Raw genomic sequence first — 17,941 nt, 5'->3', positions numbered from 1 at the left:
GTGGTGCGCCCCCTCGCTGTCCTCTATCCGGCTCAGCCCTCAGAGGCCGCTGCAGGGATGACGAGGCTGAAGGTCGCGCCTCCCCCGGGCGTCTCCATCACGTCCAGCCGTCCGCCGTGCGACCGGACGATCTGTGTCACCAGGGCCAGCCCGAGACCGACGCGCCGCCCACCAGTCGCGCCGTCGCCCCGCGAGAACCGCCGGGACAGCCGCTCGACGTCGTCCACATCAACGCCCTGACCGTGGTCGACGACGTCGACCCGCACCTCCCCGTCCACAGCGGACGACCGCACCTCCACCCGGGAACCCTCGTCCGAGTGCGCGATCGCGTTGTCGACGAGCGCGAGCACCGAGCGCCGGAGACTCGGCGCCACGCCCAGGACCACGCAGGCCCCATCCGCCCCCGGGTCCTCGGCCCCAACCACCTCGTCGACGAGCGCGACGCCGTGCTCGGCGGCATACGGCCCCAGCGACGTCACCACCTCGGACGCGAGAGCCGCCAGGTCCACCCGCTCGGCGACCTCGTCGACGTGCTCGAGCTGAGCGGACAGCAACAGGTCGGAGACGACGTCGGCCATCGCCTGCGTGTCGTGCACGAGCTGGTCGGCCTCGGCGAGCCGGCGCGCGGCCGCCGGGTCCCCACCCCGCGCCGACGCGTCCGCGGCCACGTGGCGCCGCAGCAGCTGCGCCCGGGTGCTGATCACCGCGAGCGGGGTGCGCAGCTCGTGCGAGGCGTCGGCGACGAACTGCCGCTGCAGCTCCATCGCCTCGCCGAGCGGTCGCACCGCCCGGCGCCCGGCCAGGAGCCCGGTCAGCGCCGCCAGCAGCACGCCGAGCCCGCCGGCAACCGCCGTCGAGACGAGCAGCCGCTGCTCCTCGCCGGAGTGCAGCCGGATGTCGTAGACGGCCACGTAGGTGCCGTCGGCGCGCCGGTCCACCCACGCCGGCCAGGTGCGCCCGTCCGCCTCGTAGCTCGTCGGCCCCGAAACGCCCGGGCCGGTCGAGACGACCGCCGCCGCCAGGTCCGCGGGCATCGTCCGCGTCACCTCGTGCGTCGGCCCGGACAGCTTCGCCAGCCACAGTCCAGGTGGCGCGTCCACGACGTCGTCGGCCGTCCGTGCGGTCGTCTCGGTGCGCCCTCGAACCTCTGCCAGCTGCTGCCGGTCGAAGAGGATCGCCGCCCCGATGATCGCCACGAGCACGACGAGCGCCGTCGTCGCGCCGACCCGCAGGGCCACCGACCGGGACGCCTGCCGCAGCGGATCGTCCTCTGGCACAGACGATCTCGAGCGCGACCGCGCCATCACGACGCCCCGAGCCGGTAGCCGACCCCGTGGACCGTCTCGATGACGGACTTCCCGAGCTTGCGCCGCAGGTAGTAGACGTACGTGTCCACCGCGCCGAGCGTGTCAGCGTGGTCGAAGGCCGTCGCGAGCAGCTCGTCCCGGGTGAAGACGCGCGTCGGGCGCCGGGCCAGGGTCTCGAGCAGCCGCGCCTCGCGGCCCGACAGCATCACCTCGTCGCCGTCCCCGACGAGCCGCTGCTCCCGCACGAGCAGCCGGCGCGAGCCGACCGCCAGCTCGTTCGCCGCGCCGCCGACCGGCCGCAGCAGCGCCCGCAGGCGGGCGAGCACCTCCTCGACGTCGAACGGCTTGACGACGTAGTCCTGGGCCCCCGCGTCCAGCCCCTCCACCCGGTCCGCGACCGTCCCCCGCGCGGTCAGGAAGAGCACCGGCGCCGCCAGCCCCCGCGAGCGCAGCCGCGTCACCAGGTCGACCCCCTCGATGCCGGGCAGCCCCCGGTCGACGACGAGCACGTCCCAGTCGTCGACCAGCCCACGGTGGAGGCCGGCCTGTCCGTCGCGGACGGCCGTGACGGCATACCCCTCCTCGTCGAGCAGCTCCGCGAGCATCTGCGACAGGTCCGGGTCGTCCTCGACGAGGAGCAGGCGCGGGCGGAACGTCGGCACACTCATCCGGTCAAACTCCTCGACCCGTCTCATAACTTTCTGAGATCGCCTCACGACGATCGTCTACGTGAGCACCACCATCGCACCACACCGCGGGACCCCGAGCCGGGTCCGTCGCGCGCTGCGTGCCGGTGCGGACTTCCGCCGCTGGCAGGCCCGCACGGGCGACCTCCTCGAGACGCTGGCCATCGCGAGCCTGCTCGCCGTCGTGGCCCAGTTCCTCCTCGGCGGCGGCAGCCACGACCTCGTCGCCGGCACGAGCAGCACCATGCTCGTCGCCGTCGGGCGCCTCACCGGCCTCGTGGCCATGGACCTCCTGCTCATCCAGCTGCTCCTCGCCGCCCGGGTGCCGTGGATCGACCGCGTCTACGGGATGGACCGCGCGCTCAAGGCGCACCGCATCCTCGGCCGCGTCACGGTCCCGCTCGTCCTCGTCCACGTCGGCGCGATCTTCCTCGGGTATGCCGTCCGCGACGCCCTCCACGGGCCGTTCGGTCCCGTCGTGGAGACCTTCCGCCTGCTGACCGGCGGCGACGACCTGCTCTTCGCCTTCGGCGCCACCGCCCTGCTCGTCGTCGTCGCCGTGACGTCCGTGAGCATCGCGCGACGGAAGGTGTCCTACGAGTGGTGGCACCTCGTGCACCTGACGTCGTATGCCGCCGTCGTCCTCGCCGTGCCGCACGAGCTCTCGATGGGCTCGGACTTCACCGCCTCCGCCTGGGTGCGCAGCTACTGGTGGACCCTCTTCGTCGTCGTCGCGGCCAGCGTCGTGTGGTGGCGCCTGCTCGTCCCCGTCGCCCGCAGCCTGCGCCACGACCTGCGCGTCAGCGACGTCGTCGAGGAGAGCCCGGGCGTGTGGTCGGTCCGGATGACCGGGCGGGGCCTCGACCGGCTGCCGGTGCGCGCCGGGCAGTACCTCAACTGGCGCTTCCTCAGCCCGCACCTCCTCGCGAGCGCCCACCCGTGGTCCATCTCCAGCGCCCCCGACGGCCGGCACCTGCGCATCACCGTCCGCGACCTCGGCGACCACTCAAGCCGTCTGGCCCACCTGCGCCCCGGCACACGCGTGCTCTTCGAAGGCCCCTACGGCGCCTTCACCGCCCGCAACCGGGTCCGTCGCCGGGTCCTGCTGCTCGCCGCCGGCATCGGCGTCACGCCCGTCCGCTCGATCCTCGAGGAGATGGTGCGCCACGGGCACGCCGGACCCGGCGACGTCACCGTCGTCTACCGCGCCAACACCGAGGCCGAGCTGCCCCTGCGCGAGGAGCTCGAGCACCTCGCCGCCGTCGGCGGCCACCGGCTGCTCCTGCTCGTCGGGCCGCCCGTCGACGGCTCCTGGCTCCCGGCCGGCTCCCCCCGCCGGGCCGATGCCCACGCCACCGACGCCCGGCGTCTCGCGGGCCTCGTCCCCGACCTGCGCCGCCACGAGGTGTACGTCTGCGGGCCCGGCCGCTGGATGGACCTCGTCCACCGCAGCCTCCTGCAGGCCGGCATCCGCAAGGACCACATCCACGACGAGAGGTTCTCCTGGTGAGGAAGGCAACGACCGTCGTCGTCGGCCTGGCCGGCCTGGTCACCCTCGGCGCGTCCTGGGCCTCCGGCCTGACCGCCAAGTCGCCGGCTCCCGTCGCCGGCGCCCACGTGCTCGCCCCGGCCAAGGCCGGCAAGCCGGTCGCCGGCGCGCCGCCGCAGCCGTCGGGCGGGTCCTCGAACGGCTCTGGCTCGTCGGGCAAGTCCTCGGGCAAGTCCTCGGGCGGCTCGGCCCAGGCGCCGGCGGCACCCGCGTCGGGCACGGTGGACGGCGCCGTCGTCGACACGCAGTACGGCTCGGTCCAGGTGCAGGTGATCTACACCGGCAAGAAGATCACCAACGTCCACGCCCTGAAGCTGACCGACAGCTCCGGCACGTCGGTGTCGATCAGCGCCGGGGCCGCGCCGATCCTGCGCCAGGAGGCGCTCGACAGGCAGTCCGCGCAGATCGACACTGTCAGCGGCGCGACCTACACCAGCGACGCCTACCAGCAGAGCCTCCAGTCTGCGATCGACGCAGCCCACCTGGGGTGACGGCCGTGAACCCGGGAGGGCTGACCACGCCCGCCGGGCACGCTGGCTGGGAGTTGCCTGAGATTGCCCCAAATCCGGCATAAGACGCACATCCACCTGCGATGATTCGCTCGCGCGCGTCCGGCTGGACGCGGCGCTCGAGCACCTTCTCACCACAGGGGACCCTCCATGCCATCTCGCCGCCTCTCCTCGGCGGCCCTGGCGCTGGCGCTCATCGCGCCCGTCTCGGCCATGTCCGCCTCCGCGTCGGCGGCCTCCCCGTCGCGCGCGTCGAAGGGCAAGGTCCCAGCCGCGAAGCACCTACCGCGGCCGACGCGGCACGCGGCCAAGCAGGCTCACGACCCGCACCGGGTGCTCGTGAAGTTCCGGAGCTCCGCACCCAAGGCCAGGCGCGACAGCGCCGTCACCTCCCACGGCGGCCGGGTCGGACAGGCGCTCCCGGGGACCGGCTTCGTCGAGGTCACGACGAGCGGTCGTGCCGAGGACCTCGCGCGGCGTTTGAAGACCGACCCCGCCGTGGCGCAGGTGGCTCTGGACTACGTCCGTCAGGCCTCCGCCACCCCGAACGACCCGAACTACATCTACCAGCACTACCTCGACACGGTCCGCGCGCCGACCGCCTGGGACCGGTCGAAGGGCTCCCTCACCCAGGTCGTGGCAGTCATCGACACCGGCGTGGACGGCACGCACCCGGATCTCCAGGGACACACCGTCGCCGGCTACAACGCCATCACCAAGGCCGGCATCGCCGCCGGCGTCGCGAGCGACGACAACGGTCACGGCTCGATGGTCTCCGGCATCATCGCCGCCGGCACCGGCAACGGCACGGGCATCGCCGGGGTGGCCTGGAACGCCAAGGTCATGCCGGTCAAGGTCCTCGACTCCAACGGCTACGGCGACGACTCCGACGTCGTCGAGGGCATCAGCTGGGCCGTTTCCCACGGCGCGAAGATCATCAACCTCTCCCTCGGCGGCGACGCCGACAGCCCCGTGCTGCACGACGCCGTGAGCAACGCCGTCGCGAACGGCGCCGTGGTCGTGGTCGCCGCGGGCAACTCGGGCGACGACGTGCCCGAGTACCCCGCGGCATACCCGGAGGCGGTGGCCGTCGCGGCGACGGACACGAGCGGCGCGCTCACCGACTTCAGCACCTTCGGCCCCTGGGTCGACGTCGCCGCCCCGGGCTTCGGCATCCTCTCGACGACGATCGCCGATGCCAGCGGCAACGAGAACTACGCCTACGGCGACGGCACGTCCTTCGCGGCGCCGATCGTCTCGGGCGTGGTGGCGCTGATGCGCAGCCAGACCCCGTCGCTCACGCCGGCACAGGTCCTTCAGCGCCTCAGGTCCACCGCCCGTGACGCCGGGCCTCGCGGCTCCGACCCCTACTACGGCGCCGGGATCGTCGACGCCACCGACGCCGTCGGCGGCGGCTGGGCGCCGGGCTTCGGCCGGCCCGCCATGGGCGCCGACGAGCCCAACGACCTACCGGCCCGGGCGACGCCCCTCACCGGCTCGACGACGGCAACCCTCGGCGTCGAGGGCGACACGGACTGGTACCGCGTCGACACGACGGCGACCCAGCCGCTGTCGGTGACCGTGACGCCGGCGGCCTGGGACCCGAACCTCCCGCAGAACGCGGACCCGGTCGTGTCGGTCTACGACTCGGCCCTGCGGCCCCTCGCCGTGAGCGACCACCACGGATCCGGCGAGCCCGAGCTCGTCGGCTGGACCGCCCCTGCGGGCGTCTCCTACGTCAAGGCGCAGAGCTTCAACGGCGCGCGCGACCCGCGCCCCTACACGGTGGCGCTCGCCCGGCACGAGGGTGCGCTCCTCGACTCGCCGTCGTGGCTCGAGCAGGCGACGCCGCAGGCGGGCTCCACGGCCGTCGGGGACGTCACCGGCGACGGGCGCGACGACGTCGTCACGGTCCTCGGCGAGTACGGCGACGCCGTCACGCCGCGGGGCATCATCGTGTACGCGCAGACGGCCGCCGGCGACCTCGACGAGGGCACCTTCTACCCGACGGCGAACGACTCGCCGGTGATGCGGCTCGCCGTGGGCGACGTCGACGGCGACGGTGCCGCGGAGGTGCTCGCCGGCACCTTCGACGGCCTGCAGGTCTTCCACCGGCTGCCGGACGGCACGCTCGCGGCCCCGCAGTACTCCCCGGGGATCTCCGGGTCCCAGGTGCACGACGTGACGACAGGTGACCTGGACGGCGACGGCCGCCCGGACCTCGTCGTCAGCCTCAACGGCTCGCCCTACATCCGCATCCGCCAGGCGGACGGCTCGTACTACACGGCCGCGCACTTCCAGATCTCGATGCAGGACCTGTCGATCGCCGACGTCGACGGCGACGGCCGGCCGGACGTCGTGGGAGCCGGCGGTGGAGGCGTAATCGTCCTGCACAACGACCCGGCCGTCCCGGCCGGCTGGCGCATGACCACGGTCCCGGTGAGCCCGAGCCTGCCCTCCGGGTCGGGGGTAGGCGCGGCCCGGAGCGTCGACGTCAACGGGGACGGACGCTCCGACGTGGTGGCGCTCGAGGGCACCAGCGACGGATCACTGGTGGTCGCGACGTACCTGCAGGCCGCCGACGGCACCCTGCAGGCGTCTACCACGAGCCCGCTGCCGAGCCACAGCGTGACTCTCGAGGTCGCCGACTTCACCGGCGACGGAATCCCCGACGTCGTCACGTCGACGTCGGGCCAGGACGCGACCGTCTCGGTGCTCCCGGGGCTCGGCGGCGGCGGCTTCGGCGCGCCCGCGTCCACCGCCCTGGGCGACTCCGTCTGGACGGCGCGGCAGGGCGAGCTCGCCACCGTGGACCTCCACCGTGACGGGCACCCCGACGTGGCCCTGATGACACGGACCGGCGTCGCGGTGCTCCGCAACACGACCACCACCACGCCAGCCGGGCCGGATCAGCTGTGGGTGCAGAGCTCCACTCCCAGTGACGTGGCCACGGGCTTGGCACAGGCGGCCGCACCGACCGTCACCTTCGCCCGAGACATCACCGCCACGTCCGTGACCGGCTCGACCGTCCACCTCGTCGACGGCCGGACGGGATCGGACGTGCCGGCCTCGATCGCCTACGACGCAACGACGCGCACCGCGACGGTGACGCCCGCGGCGCTGCTCGGCCAGGACGCGCCGTACCGCCTCACGGTCTCCGGCGTGACGGACACGTCCGGCGCGACGATGGACACGGCATACTCCTCCACCTTCGAGACGGTGGACCCGGCCCCATCGGCGGTGGGCTCCTTCACGGCCACAGGCGCAGTGCGGGCCGCGACGCTGACGTGGAAGGCCACGGGCTCACCCGAGGTGAACCGCTACATCGTCCGGATGGCCGCCGGCACGACGCCTCCCGCCGGCATCACGAGCGGCACCGACGTCTACTCCGGCTCGGGCACGAGCGTCACCCTCCCGTACCTCGCCCAAGGATCCACCTTCAGCTTCCGGATCTGGGCCCAGGATCGCTCCGGCACGCTCGGCCCGGCGTCATCACGCACGCTCGCGGGGACCGCGCCGACGATGTCGGCCAGTGTCACCTCGCTGACCAACGGCGGCGCGGTGTCCCTGAGCAGCAGGCTGACGCGTCGGGACACCGGCGCCGCCATCACCGGCGTCCCCGTCCAGCTCTACTGGCGCAAGGTCGGCACCACGACGTGGTACCTCCTCACGACGCCCACGACGGGCTCCACCGGGACCGTCTCGTTCGTCAGCAGGCCCGGGGCCTCGCTCGACTACCAGTGGGTCTACCGCGGCTCGGGCAGCTTCATCGGCTCGAGCAGCCCCGCTGCGCGCGTCGGGGTCCGGACCACCGTCACCGGCGCCGTCAGCCGGACCTCGCTGGCCCTGGGCGGCTCGTTCACCGTGTCCGGGTCGGTGGCGCCGACGCACGCCGGGCAGGTCGTCTACCTGCAGCGGTATGCCGGCAACGGCGCCTGGACGACCGTGGCCAGCCGGACGCTGAGCTCGACGAGCACGTATGCCGTCGCGTTCAGGCCGGGGTGGCGCGGCACGTTCACCTTCCGGATGTACAAGCCGGCCGACGTTGACCACCTGGCCTCCTACAGCCCCAACCGCGTCGTCAAGGTCTACTGACAGGCGCGCGGTCAACAGACCTGCGGCGTCCGGGCAGCGCCCGGGCAGGTGCCCACGCGACCCACCGAAGGGCCCACTCGACCGAGACGTCGGGTGGGCCCTTCGTCGACTCAGCGCCGGCGGTAGCGGCGTTCCGGACGGCCCGTCGAGCCGTAGCGCAACGTCACGTCGGCTCGACCGGAGGTGACGAAGTGCTCGAGGTACCGGCGGGCGCTGACCCGCGAGATGCCCACGGCCTCAGCGCACTCCGTCGCCGAGAGCGTGTCAGCCGCCTCGCGCAGCGCCGCCTCCACCGCCTCCGCCGTCTCGGTGCTGAGCCCCTTCGGCAGGAGCGCGACCGCGGCGCGACGCACCGGCTGTGACCCGAACGCCGCGTCGATCTGCTCCTGCGTGAGCTCGTCGCCGAGGTCGCGAGCCCGCTCGGCGGCATACGTCCTCAGGCGCTGCTCGAGGTCGGTGAAGGTGAACGGCTTGAGCAGGTAGCCGACGACCCCCTGGCGCACGGCCCCGCGCACGGCGTCGGCCTCCTTGGCCGCGGTGATGACGAGGACGTCGCACGTCTCGCCGGCTGCGCGCAGCCGCGTCACGACGTCGAGGCCGAACGCGTCGGGCAGGTAGAGGTCGAGCAGCACCAGGTCCGGCCGCAGCGACGCGACCAGCGCGAGCGCCTCCTCGCCGGTCTGCGCCGTGCCGACGACCTCGAAACCGTCGACCCGGTCGACGAACCCGCGGTGGATGCGCGCGACCATGAAGTCGTCGTCGACGACGAGGACCCTGGTCATCGCTTCTCCTCCACCAGCAGCGGCGCGGCCTCGACGGTGAGCCGGGCGACGAACTTCGCACCCGTCGGCGTGTTCTCGACGTCCACCTCGCCGCCGCGGCGCTGGCAGATCAGGCGCGTCAGGGCCAGCCCGATGCCCCGCTCCCCCGCCCGGGCCGCCTTGGTCGTGTAGCCGTGGGTGAAGACCTCGGTGACGACCTCCGGGGCGATCCCGGGCCCGGAGTCGACGACGCTGATCTCGAGGGAGCTGGCGTCCTGTCGGATCGACAGCTCGACCCACTTGTCGGCGCCCTCCGTCGAGGCGGCCGCGTCGATCGCGTTGTCCACGAGGTTGCCGACGACGGCCGCGACGTCCGCGGAGTCCCGCGGACCGATGCGACCGAGCGACGTGTCGTCGGAGACCCGCAGCTCGACGCGGCGCTCCGTCGCCTGGGCCGCCTTGGCCATGACCAGGGCCGTCACCGCCGTGTCGCGGATGCGCCGCGAGACGGTCAGGTCCAGCTGCGCGCGGTGCTCGCTGACCGAGTCGACGTAGCCCACCACCTCGTCGTACTCGCCGAGCTGGATGAGGCCGGAGATGGTGTGCAGCTGGTTCGCGAACTCGTGCGCCTGCGCCCGCAGCAGCTCGGTGGTGCTCCGGAACGAGCCGATCTCGCGCTCGAGGTCGGCCAGCTCGGTGCGGTCGCGCAGGGTCGTCACCGAGCCGAGCGACCGGCCGTCCTTGCTGACCTCCATGCGGTTCATGACGAGCACCCGCCCGCGACGCAGCACCACCTGGTCACGCGGCGCTGCAGCGCGGGCCTCGCCCGCCTCCGACGCCGACGACGCCGGTGACGACGGCGCCGGCTCACCCTCGTCGGTCACCCCGCGCAGCACGTCCCGCAGCCGGTCACCGATCGGCAGGTCGTCCAGCCGCATCCCGACGGCGCGCTCCGGCAGGTCGAGCAACCGCTGGGCGACGTTGTTCACCAAGGTGATCCGCTCGTTCGTGTCGAGCGCGACCACGCCCTCGGCCAGCCCGAAGAGCATCGCCTCACGGCTCTCCGCGAGCCCCGTGATCTCGGCCGGCTCGAGCCCCAGCGTCTGCCGCTTGATGCGACGCGCGAGCAGCCACGAACCCACCCCACCGAGCACGAGCGCGATCCCGAGGTAGGTCGGCAGGTACGAGGAGTTGCCGAGCAGGCGGTCCCAGGCGGACGGCATACGGACGGCCACCATGACCGTGCCGAGCTGGGCACCCACGGGCAGCGGCGCCGCCTCCGAGGACGAGGCCGGCGTGTAGAGCAGGGGACTCTGCGCGACGAGCATCCGCTCGCCGCGCACGTCCATGACGCCCGTCCAGCTCGCCCCGTCGCCGACGGCCGGTTTGCCCAGCGGGATCCGCGTCTTGTCGATCGTCGGGTCCGACGAGACGCGCGCGATCTCGTCGGCGTCGGCGATGGTGACGGAGGTGACGGCGTACTGCGTGACGACCGACTGCACGACCGCGGGGAGCACGTTGACGACGCCGCCCGGGCTCATCTCGGTGCGCACGATCGGGGTGCTCGCGAGCTGCTCGGCGATGGCCGACACGCGGCGGCCCTCGGTACGCGTGAACGTCGCGTCCGACTGCGCGAGTGAGACGAGCGCGACGGTCACGAGCACGCCGAGGAGGATGACCATCTGCACGACGAGCAGCTGCCCGGCGAGGGAGAGGCGACCGAAGCGGCCCGGTCTCTGCGTGACCAAAACGAACTCAACCTTCATTGCTGACACAAGGGCGACACGGCGTCGTGACGCAAGCCACGATCATGCCGTTCCAGCCACAGAACGCGAAAGAGACCTCAACGATGAGCACTCGCACCCCCGCCCGCAGGTCCGTCCTGCTCGGCGTCACCGCCGGTGTCACGGCCCTGGCCCTCTCGGCCTGCGGCGCCACCGCCAAGAAGCAGGAGGCGTCCGCCGGGACGGGCGCCGCCGGCGGCTCCCAGGCCAGCAACCTGCAGATCATGGTGCCCAACTCCCCCGGTGGCGGCTACGACACGACCGCCCGCACCGCGGCGAAGGTCATGGAGACGGCCAAGATCACGAGCGCGATCCAGGTGTTCAACCTGCCGGGCGCCGGTGGCACCGTCGGCCTGCAGCGCACCGTCAACGAGAAGGGCAACGGCAAGCTCGCCATGCAGATGGGCCTCGGCGTCGTCGGCGCCGCCTACACGCAGAAGAGCCAGGCCACCCTCTCCGACACCACCCCGATCGCCAAGCTCATCGAGGAGGCGGGCGCGCTCGTCGTGCCCAAGGACTCGCCCTACCCCGACATCACCGCCCTCGTCGCGGCGTGGAAGAAGGACCCGAAGAAGGTCAACGTCGGCGGCGGCTCCTCGCCCGGCGGCCCCGACCACCTGCTCCCGATGCAGCTGGCCAAGGCCGTCGGCATCGACCCCAAGGCGGTCAGCTACATCGGCTTCGACGGCGGCGGCGAGCTGCTCCCGGCGCTCATCGGCAACAAGATCGCCTTCGGGGCCAGCGGTTTCGGCGAGTTCCTCGACCAGGTCAAGGCCGGCCAGGTCAAGGTCCTGGCCGTCACGAGCGAGAAGCGCATCGAGGCCCTGCCCGACGTGCCGACCCTCAAGGAGTCCGGCATCGACCTCGTCTTCACCAACTGGCGCGGCATCGTGGCGCCCCCTGGCATCTCCGACGCCGACAAGGCCACGTGGATCGACGCCCTGACGAAGATGCACGCCTCGCAGGGCTGGAAGGACGAGATGACCAAGCGCGGCTGGACCGACGCCTTCGTCACCGGCGACCAGTTCACCAGCTTCCTCAAGGAGCAGGACGCCTCCGTCGCCGAGATCCTCAAGACCCTGGGGCTGGCGAGCTGACCATGCCGGACCACTCCCCCGACGTCACCCGCGGCACCGCCCGCGAGACCGGCGGGGACCAGAGCGCCCGCGGGGACCGCGCACAGTACGCCCTGTGCGCGGGCCTCGCGGTCCTCGGGGTCCTGCTGCTCACCGACGCCGCCCGCATCGGGCACGCGACGAGCAGCAACGACCCCGTCGGTCCCCGGCCCGTCCCGATCATCCTCGGCGTCCTCCTGCTCGTGACCGCCGTGCTGTATGCCGTCGACGTCTTCCGCGGCGGCGTCGGCAGTCCGGAGGAGGGCGAGGACGTCGACCTGTCCTCCGGGTCCGACTGGAAGACGCTCGGCCTGCTCGCCGGCTTCTTCCTGCTCAACGCCGTGCTCATCCAGCCGCTCGGCTGGGTCATCAGCGGCACCATCCTCTTCGCCGGGTCCGCCTTCGCGCTGGGCAACCGCCACCACGTGCGCGGCCTGCTCTTCGGCCTGGGGCTGGCCCTGGCGACCTTCTACGCCTTCGCCATCGGGCTCGACATCAACCTGCCCGCCGGCGTCCTCCAAGGGATCCTCTGATGGACAACTTCGGCAACCTCCTCGAGGGGTTCGGGCACGTCCTGACCCCGATGAACCTGCTCTTCGCCCTGATCGGCGTCACCATCGGCACCGCGGTCGGCGTCCTGCCCGGCATCGGCCCGGCCATGACGGTCGCCCTGCTGCTCCCAGTGACGTACGGCCTCGAGCCCACCCAGGCCCTGATCATGTTCGCCGGCATCTTCTACGGCGGCATGTACGGCGGGTCCACCACCTCGATCCTGCTCAACACCCCCGGCGAGTCCTCGTCGGTCGTCACCGCCATCGAGGGCAACAAGATGGCCAAGGCCGGCCGCGCCGCGCAGGCACTCGCCACCGCGGCCATCGGCTCGTTCATCGCCGGCACCATCGGCACCCTGCTGCTCGCGCTCGTCATGCCGCAGGTGGTGAAGTTCGCTGTCAGCCTCGGTGCCCCCGAGTACTTCGCGATCATGCTCGTCGCCTTCGTCGGCGCCAGCGCGGTCCTCGGCAGCTCGCGCATCCGCGGCTTCGCAGCCCTGCTCGTGGGCCTGGCGATCGGGATCATCGGCATCGACAAGGTCACCGGGCAGCAGCGCCTCACCTTCGGCGTACCCCAGCTCGCCGACGGCATCGACGTCGTCGTGGTCGCCGTCGGGATCTTCGCGGTCGGCGAGGCCCTCTGGGTCGCCGCGCACCTGCGCCGCAAGGCCGCCTCGGTCATCCCCGTCGGGCGCCCGTGGATGGGCCGCGACGACTGGCGCCGCTCGTGGAAGCCGTGGCTGCGCGGCACCGCGTTCGGCTTCCCCTTCGGGGCCCTGCCGGCCGGTGGCGCCGAGATCCCGACGTTCCTGTCGTACATGACCGAGCGCAAGCTCTCCAAGCGCAAGGAGGAGTTCGGCAAGGGCGCCATCGAGGGCGTCGCCGGTCCCGAGGCCGCCAACAACGCCTCTGCCGCAGGCACGCTCGTGCCGATGCTCGCCCTCGGCCTGCCCACCAATGCGACCGCCGCCATCATGCTCGCGGCGCTGCAGGGCTGGGGCTTCGAGCCCGGCCCGCTGCTCATGGAGAAGCAGCCGGTGCTCGTCTGGACGCTCGTGGCCAGCCTCTTCATCGGCAACACGATGCTGCTGCTGCTCAACCTGCCGCTCGCCCCGGCCTGGGCCAAGCTGCTGCAGATCCCGCGTCCCTACCTCTATGCCGGCATCCTCTTCTTCGCCTCCATGGGGGCGTATGCCGTCAACGCCCAGCCGTTCGACCTGTTCCTGCTGCTCGGGCTGGGTCTGCTCGGCTTCGTGCTGCGCCGCTTCGGCCTGCCGGTGCTGCCGCTCATCATCGGCGTCATCCTCGGACCCCTGGCCGAGCTGCAGGGCCGCCGGTCGCTCCAGCTCTCGGGCGGCGACCTCGACGGGCTCGTCGGCGGCCCCGTCGCCTGGGTCTGCTACGCCGTCATCGCGCTGGTGCTGCTGTGGCCGCTGGTCGCCAAGCTCCGTGGCCGTGGCCGTGCCGGCGGCGACGCCGGCGCCGGTGGCACTGGCAGCGGTGGCACTGGCGCCGGGTCCCACGTCCCCACGAGCACGGAGGTCCCGGCATGACGATCCTCGTCGGCTACATCCCCACCCCGCAGGGCGAGGCCGCCCTCGCCGCGGCGATCGGCGAGGCCAGGGCGCACGAGGAGTCGGTCCTCGTGATCAACATGTCGCGCGACGACAAGCTCGTCGACGCTCACCGCGCCGAGAGCTCGGACCTCGACCGGCTCGACCGCGACCTCGCCGAGTCGGGCGTGGCGCACGAGGTGCGGCGCATCGAGCACGGCACCGACCCGGCCGACCAGATCCTCGAGGTCATCGAGCGCGAGTACCCCCGCATGCTCGTCATCGGGATCCGCCATCGCAGCCCGGTCGGCAAGCTGCTGATGGGCTCGACGGCCCAGCGCCTGCTGCTCGGCGCCGCCTGCCCGGTGCTGGCCGTCAAGGCGGACTGAGGCACACGGCATACGGCCACCTCGTCACGTCGAGTGCCCACGTCCCGCCACCGGGACGTGGGCACTCGACGTCCGAGGGGTCAGACAGGAGGTCGGGAGACGCCGACGTGACGGGCGACCTCGACGAAGCCGGCCCGCCGGTAGAGCCCGATCGCCGGACCACCGTCCTCGGCGACGATGACGAGCTGCCGGACGGCCGGGTCCTCGAACGCCCACTGCCCCGCGGCCCGCACGAGCGCACCGGCCAGGCCACGGCGCCGGTGGCTCGCGAGGGTCACGACGTCCTGGTAGCGGGCGAGGCCACCCAGGCGGACGATGCCGAGCCGCGCCACGAGCCGGTCACCGTCGAAGGCCCCGAACCACCGCGCCCGCCCGGAGTCGGCGAGCTCGCGCTGCGCGGCCACTCGCCGGCGCTCGAAGACGAGACGCTCCTCGAGCTGGGGCTCCGGCGTGTCGCGTGCGCCGACCTGTGCCGACTGCTCCCAGTCGTCGTCGCTGCTCAGCGCCCGAGGGCTGGAGCCGGCCCTCAGCGCCGGAATGCCGGGTGGCACCTCCGCGGGCAGGGGCAGGTCCGTCGTCGCGAGGTCGACGTCGACGTCCACCTCCCAGCGGTGCCCCGCCCAGGCGTCGGTGTCGCCACCGGCGAGGGCGAACGCGATGGCGCGGTGCCTCGCCTCGGGGAACTCCTGCTCGAAGCGGGCCACCCACCGGTCCACCTCGGTGGCGCGGGCCTCGGTGGGCACGAGGACGAAGTTGCCCCACCAGAAGGTCGGGTTGGCGTCGGTCCGCACGACGAGGTGGTCGCCGTGGTCGGTCACGGTCGAGCCCTGCAGGCGGAGCAGGTCGAGGTCGGTGGTCAGCCCCGGGCTGTCGATGCGCATGCGTCAGCCCGCGACGCAGGCGCCGGTGCTGACCTCCATGCCTGCCGACGAAGCCTGGTCGAGCACCGGCCTGGCCTCCGCGAGCGTCAGCGCGTAGCCGGTCGTCGCGTCCTCCAGCGACTTGGCGAAGATGACGCCGACGACCCGGCCGTTGGTGTCCAGGAGCGGCCCACCGGAGTTGCCCGGCTGCACCGTGGCGGCGAGCGAGTAGATCTGCCGGACGACGCGCTCGCGGCTGTAGATGTCGAACCCGCGGGCGTCGAGCTGCGCCCGGACGCGGGCCGAGACGGAGCGGTAGGGGCCGTCGAGCGGGTATCCCGGGACCGCGGCCGAGTCACCGCGCTGCAGCTCGCCGCCGAGCTGGAGCGGCGGGGCGAGCAGCCCCGGAACGCTGATGACGGCCAGGTCGCGGCGCGGGTCGAAGACGACGACGCGCCCGCGCAGGGTCTGCTCCCCGCTCTGGACCTCGACCTCGTCGGCGCCGGCGACCACGTGCGCGTTGGTCACGATGCGCCCGGGCTGGAGCACCCAGCCGGTGCCCTCCTGCCCGCGCTGGCACGAGCTCGACTGCGTCGTCACCTTGACGACCGAGCGCGCGGCGCCGCGGATCGCCTGCGAGTCGGCGACCGCGGGGTCCGGACGCTGGACCGGCGTGATCGGCTCGGGAGCCAGGCCGCCGAAGACCTGCGGGAAGCCCTGGCTCGACAGGAATCCGCGGAAGCCCGCGAAGACCTGACCCGTCTCCTCGGGCACGACCGAGTTGACGACCTGCAGCACCTTGGAGTCGGCCATCGCCTTGGAGAGGGTCGGGTTGCCGGCCGTGCGCAGCGCCCCGCCGATGAACCAGACGATGAGGCTCGCCGCGAGGGCCACGACGACCGCGCCGAGCGCCGAGTCGAGGCGGCGCAGCGACGTCTGCCCGACGTGCCGCCGTATGCGTGCACCGAGCAGGCTGCCGAGGAACTGGCCCAGCCAGCCGAAGCCCACGACACCCGCCACCAGCACGAGCACGCGAGTCCGGTCGTCGCTCGCCACCGCCGGCCACCGGGCCAGGATCCCGGGCAGCTGCCACACGGCGAACATCGCGAAGGCGAAGAACCCGACGAGCGAGCACACGCTCTGGATCAGCCCCTGGCGGAAGCCGGAGACGGCATACGCGAGCAGGAGGAGCACGAGGACGAAGTCGAGCAGGTTGCTGCCGGTCATGCCCGCCTCCCCTGTCGCAGGAACCGCTCGGGCAGCGGCCGCGTGACGTTCGCATCCCACGGCTGCGACAGGCCGGCGAGCTCGAGGACGCTGCTGAGCAGTCCGGCGGTGAAGCCCCAGAGGAACAGGTGGTCGAGGTCGAAGCCGGGGCCGACGTAGCCGGAGGGGTGGGTCACGGAGAACCGCGTCGACGGGGCGACGAGGTGCGAGACCGGCACGGAGAGCACGTCGTGCACCTCACGCGGGTCGCGGACCCCGATCGGCGAGGGGTCGGCCCACCAGCCGAGCACGGGGGCGACGACGAACTGGGCCGGTGCGAGGAAGAGCGAGGGCAGCTGGGCGACGACGTCGACACCGGCAGGGTCGACCCCGGTCTCCTCCTGCGCCTCGCGCAGGGCGGTGGCCACGAGGTCGTCGTCCTCGGGGTCGCGGGACCCACCGGGGAAGGCGATCTGGGCCGGCTGCGTCCGCATGGTGTGTGAACGTTCGATGAGCACGACGTGCTCCCCGTCGTCCTCGGCCCCGGCAGGCGGCGGGCCGAAGAGGATGAGGACGGCCGACTCCCGGCCACCCTCCTCGGGCGGCAGGAACCGCGAGAAGTACTGCGGCGCCACGCTCTCGAGCCGCACCGCCACGTCGTCGATCCACGCCGGTCGCGGCGCCCTCGCCCCGTCGAGCACGGGGGACGGCTCGATGGCGCCCGACGGGCCGGCATACGCGATGCCGCTGACGACCTTCGTCACTTGGGTGCCAGCTCGTACTTCAGGAGCTTCGCCGCCTTGTCCGGGTCGGTCTCACCGACGCCGTAGCTCGGGCACAGCCGCGCGACGGGGCAGGCGCCGCACGCGGGCCTCTTGGCGTGGCAGGTGCGGCGGCCGTGGAAGATCACGACGTGGCTGAGCATGGTCCAGTCGCGACGCAGGAAGAGGCGCCCGATCTCGTGCTCGACCTTGACCGGGTCCTCCTCCTCGGTCCAGCCGAAGCGGCGCACGAGGCGACCGAAGTGCGTGTCGACGGTGATGCCCGGCACGTCGAAGGCGTTGCCGAGCACGACGTTCGCCGTCTTGCGGCCCACGCCCGGCAGGGTCACCAGGTCCTTGAGCCGGCCGGGGACCTCGCCGTCGAACCGCTCGACGAGGGCGATGCCGAGCTTGATCAGCGCGTCGGCCTTGTTCCGGTAGAAGCCGGTCGGCTGGATGATCGTCTCGAGCTCCGTGCGGTCCGCGGCGGCGTAGTCCGCAGCCGACTGGTACTTCGCGAAGACGACCGGCGTCACCTTGTTGACCCCGACGTCCGTCGTCTGCGCCGAGAGGATCGTCGCCACGAGCAGCTCGAGCGGGTTGGTGAAGTCGAGCTCGCAGTGCGCGTACGGGTAGCGCTCGTGCAGCAGCCGGTACATCTTCCGGGCACGCCGGGTCCGCGCCACGGGGGACTCGTCGGCGATCACGAGGGCTCGGGGAGACACGCACGACACTGTATGCCGCCGCGCTGGGTCGCGCCGAACGCCGTCCGCCGCTCTGCGTCAGGCCGGTTCGTGCCGGGCGTGACAGGGCCC

General features: G+C 72.7%; 15 protein-coding genes. 7 read left to right on the top strand and 8 right to left on the bottom strand.

From position 1 onward, the window contains the following. Positions 1–32: 32 nt before the first annotated feature. Both ABD241_RS18745 and ABD241_RS18740 read right to left on the bottom strand, forming a co-directional pair. The gene (locus ABD241_RS18745) at positions 33–1,277 is read right to left on the bottom strand and encodes a sensor histidine kinase (protein ID WP_344066341.1); all 1,245 of its coding nucleotides are present in this window, start codon (positions 1,275–1,277) and stop codon (positions 33–35) included. Positions 1,278–1,303: 26 nt separating this feature from the next. Beyond that, a complete protein-coding gene (locus ABD241_RS18740) occupies positions 1,304–1,975 on the bottom strand; it encodes a response regulator transcription factor (protein WP_344066338.1) in 672 nt (223 codons plus the stop codon). A gap of 61 nt (positions 1,976–2,036) precedes the next feature. On the opposite strand from ABD241_RS18740, the gene ABD241_RS18735 reads away from it, so the two are divergent. From ABD241_RS18735 to ABD241_RS18725, 3 genes are all read left to right on the top strand, one after another. Next, positions 2,037–3,503, top strand: a complete 1,467-nt coding sequence (locus ABD241_RS18735; protein ID WP_344066335.1) for a ferredoxin reductase family protein — start codon at positions 2,037–2,039, stop codon at positions 3,501–3,503. Beyond that, positions 3,500–4,033, top strand: a complete 534-nt coding sequence (locus ABD241_RS18730) for an FMN-binding protein (RefSeq protein WP_344066332.1) — start codon at positions 3,500–3,502, stop codon at positions 4,031–4,033. The genes ABD241_RS18735 and ABD241_RS18730 overlap by 4 nt, the downstream gene beginning before the upstream one ends. A 168-nt stretch (positions 4,034–4,201) precedes the next feature. Continuing rightward, on the top strand, positions 4,202–8,146 hold the full coding sequence (locus tag ABD241_RS18725) for a S8 family serine peptidase (protein WP_344066329.1): 3,945 nt from the start codon (positions 4,202–4,204) through the stop codon (positions 8,144–8,146). 110 nt (positions 8,147–8,256) lie between these two features. Here the strand turns inward: ABD241_RS18725 and ABD241_RS18720 are convergent, their stop codons facing one another. Both ABD241_RS18720 and ABD241_RS18715 read right to left on the bottom strand, forming a co-directional pair. Beyond that, a complete protein-coding gene (locus ABD241_RS18720) occupies positions 8,257–8,928 on the bottom strand; it encodes a response regulator (RefSeq protein WP_344066326.1) in 672 nt (223 codons plus the stop codon). Then, entirely contained in the window at positions 8,925–10,655 is a 1,731-nt protein-coding gene (locus ABD241_RS18715; RefSeq protein ID WP_344066323.1) for a sensor histidine kinase, read from the bottom strand. The genes ABD241_RS18720 and ABD241_RS18715 overlap by 4 nt, the downstream gene beginning before the upstream one ends. Positions 10,656–10,756: 101 nt before the next feature. On the opposite strand from ABD241_RS18715, the gene ABD241_RS18710 reads away from it, so the two are divergent. The 4 genes from ABD241_RS18710 to ABD241_RS18695 are packed head-to-tail and all read left to right on the top strand — an operon-like array spanning position 10,757 to position 14,299. Then, on the top strand, positions 10,757–11,788 hold the full coding sequence (locus ABD241_RS18710; RefSeq protein ID WP_344066319.1) for a Bug family tripartite tricarboxylate transporter substrate binding protein: 1,032 nt from the start codon (positions 10,757–10,759) through the stop codon (positions 11,786–11,788). A gap of 2 nt (positions 11,789–11,790) precedes the next feature. Then, positions 11,791–12,339, top strand: a complete 549-nt coding sequence (locus ABD241_RS18705) for a tripartite tricarboxylate transporter TctB family protein (RefSeq protein ID WP_344066316.1) — start codon at positions 11,791–11,793, stop codon at positions 12,337–12,339. Then, entirely contained in the window at positions 12,339–13,910 is a 1,572-nt protein-coding gene (locus ABD241_RS18700) for a tripartite tricarboxylate transporter permease (protein ID WP_344066313.1), read from the top strand. Before ABD241_RS18705 ends, ABD241_RS18700 begins: the two co-directional genes overlap by 1 nt. Beyond that, the gene (locus ABD241_RS18695; protein ID WP_344066310.1) at positions 13,907–14,299 is read left to right on the top strand and encodes a universal stress protein; all 393 of its coding nucleotides are present in this window, start codon (positions 13,907–13,909) and stop codon (positions 14,297–14,299) included. The genes ABD241_RS18700 and ABD241_RS18695 overlap by 4 nt, the downstream gene beginning before the upstream one ends. A gap of 80 nt (positions 14,300–14,379) precedes the next feature. On the opposite strand, the gene ABD241_RS18690 is transcribed toward ABD241_RS18695, so the two are convergent. From ABD241_RS18690 to nth, 4 genes are read right to left on the bottom strand one after another with little or no spacing between them, the layout of a single operon-like run. Further along, positions 14,380–15,180, bottom strand: a complete 801-nt coding sequence (locus ABD241_RS18690; protein WP_344066307.1) for a GNAT family N-acetyltransferase — start codon at positions 15,178–15,180, stop codon at positions 14,380–14,382. Positions 15,181–15,183: 3 nt separating this feature from the next. Beyond that, entirely contained in the window at positions 15,184–16,386 is a 1,203-nt protein-coding gene (locus ABD241_RS18685) for a MarP family serine protease (RefSeq protein ID WP_344066304.1), read from the bottom strand. Continuing rightward, positions 16,383–17,129 carry an NUDIX hydrolase gene (locus ABD241_RS18680; protein WP_344066301.1) on the bottom strand — a complete coding sequence of 249 codons (747 nt, stop codon included), beginning with the start codon at positions 17,127–17,129 and terminating at the stop codon, positions 16,383–16,385. The genes ABD241_RS18685 and ABD241_RS18680 overlap by 4 nt, the downstream gene beginning before the upstream one ends. Continuing rightward, the gene (gene nth / locus ABD241_RS18675) at positions 17,126–17,785 is read right to left on the bottom strand and encodes an endonuclease III (RefSeq protein WP_344066989.1); all 660 of its coding nucleotides are present in this window, start codon (positions 17,783–17,785) and stop codon (positions 17,126–17,128) included. Before nth ends, ABD241_RS18680 begins: the two co-directional genes overlap by 4 nt. Between the last annotated feature and the right edge of the window lie 156 nt (positions 17,786–17,941).

Source organism: Terrabacter lapilli, from assembly GCF_039531305.1.
Classification (GTDB): domain Bacteria; phylum Actinomycetota; class Actinomycetes; order Actinomycetales; family Dermatophilaceae; genus Terrabacter; species Terrabacter lapilli.
The sequence above is the reverse complement of the archived record's forward strand: the minus strand, read 5'-3'. Positions and strand labels throughout refer to the sequence as shown.

Coding starts and splice junctions, on each gene's coding strand:
- ABD241_RS18740 (WP_344066338.1), bottom strand. CDS start 1,975: ATGAGTGTGCCGACGTTCCGCCCGCGCCTGCTCCTCGTCGAGGACGAC.
- ABD241_RS18725 (WP_344066329.1), top strand. CDS start 4,202: ATGCCATCTCGCCGCCTCTCCTCGGCGGCCCTGGCGCTGGCGCTCATC.
- ABD241_RS18720 (WP_344066326.1), bottom strand. CDS start 8,928: ATGACCAGGGTCCTCGTCGTCGACGACGACTTCATGGTCGCGCGCATC.
- ABD241_RS18710 (WP_344066319.1), top strand. CDS start 10,757: ATGAGCACTCGCACCCCCGCCCGCAGGTCCGTCCTGCTCGGCGTCACC.
- ABD241_RS18705 (WP_344066316.1), top strand. CDS start 11,791: ATGCCGGACCACTCCCCCGACGTCACCCGCGGCACCGCCCGCGAGACC.
- ABD241_RS18700 (WP_344066313.1), top strand. CDS start 12,339: ATGGACAACTTCGGCAACCTCCTCGAGGGGTTCGGGCACGTCCTGACC.
- ABD241_RS18695 (WP_344066310.1), top strand. CDS start 13,907: ATGACGATCCTCGTCGGCTACATCCCCACCCCGCAGGGCGAGGCCGCC.
- ABD241_RS18690 (WP_344066307.1), bottom strand. CDS start 15,180: ATGCGCATCGACAGCCCGGGGCTGACCACCGACCTCGACCTGCTCCGC.
- ABD241_RS18685 (WP_344066304.1), bottom strand. CDS start 16,386: ATGACCGGCAGCAACCTGCTCGACTTCGTCCTCGTGCTCCTCCTGCTC.
- nth (WP_344066989.1), bottom strand. CDS start 17,785: ATGTACCGGCTGCTGCACGAGCGCTACCCGTACGCGCACTGCGAGCTC.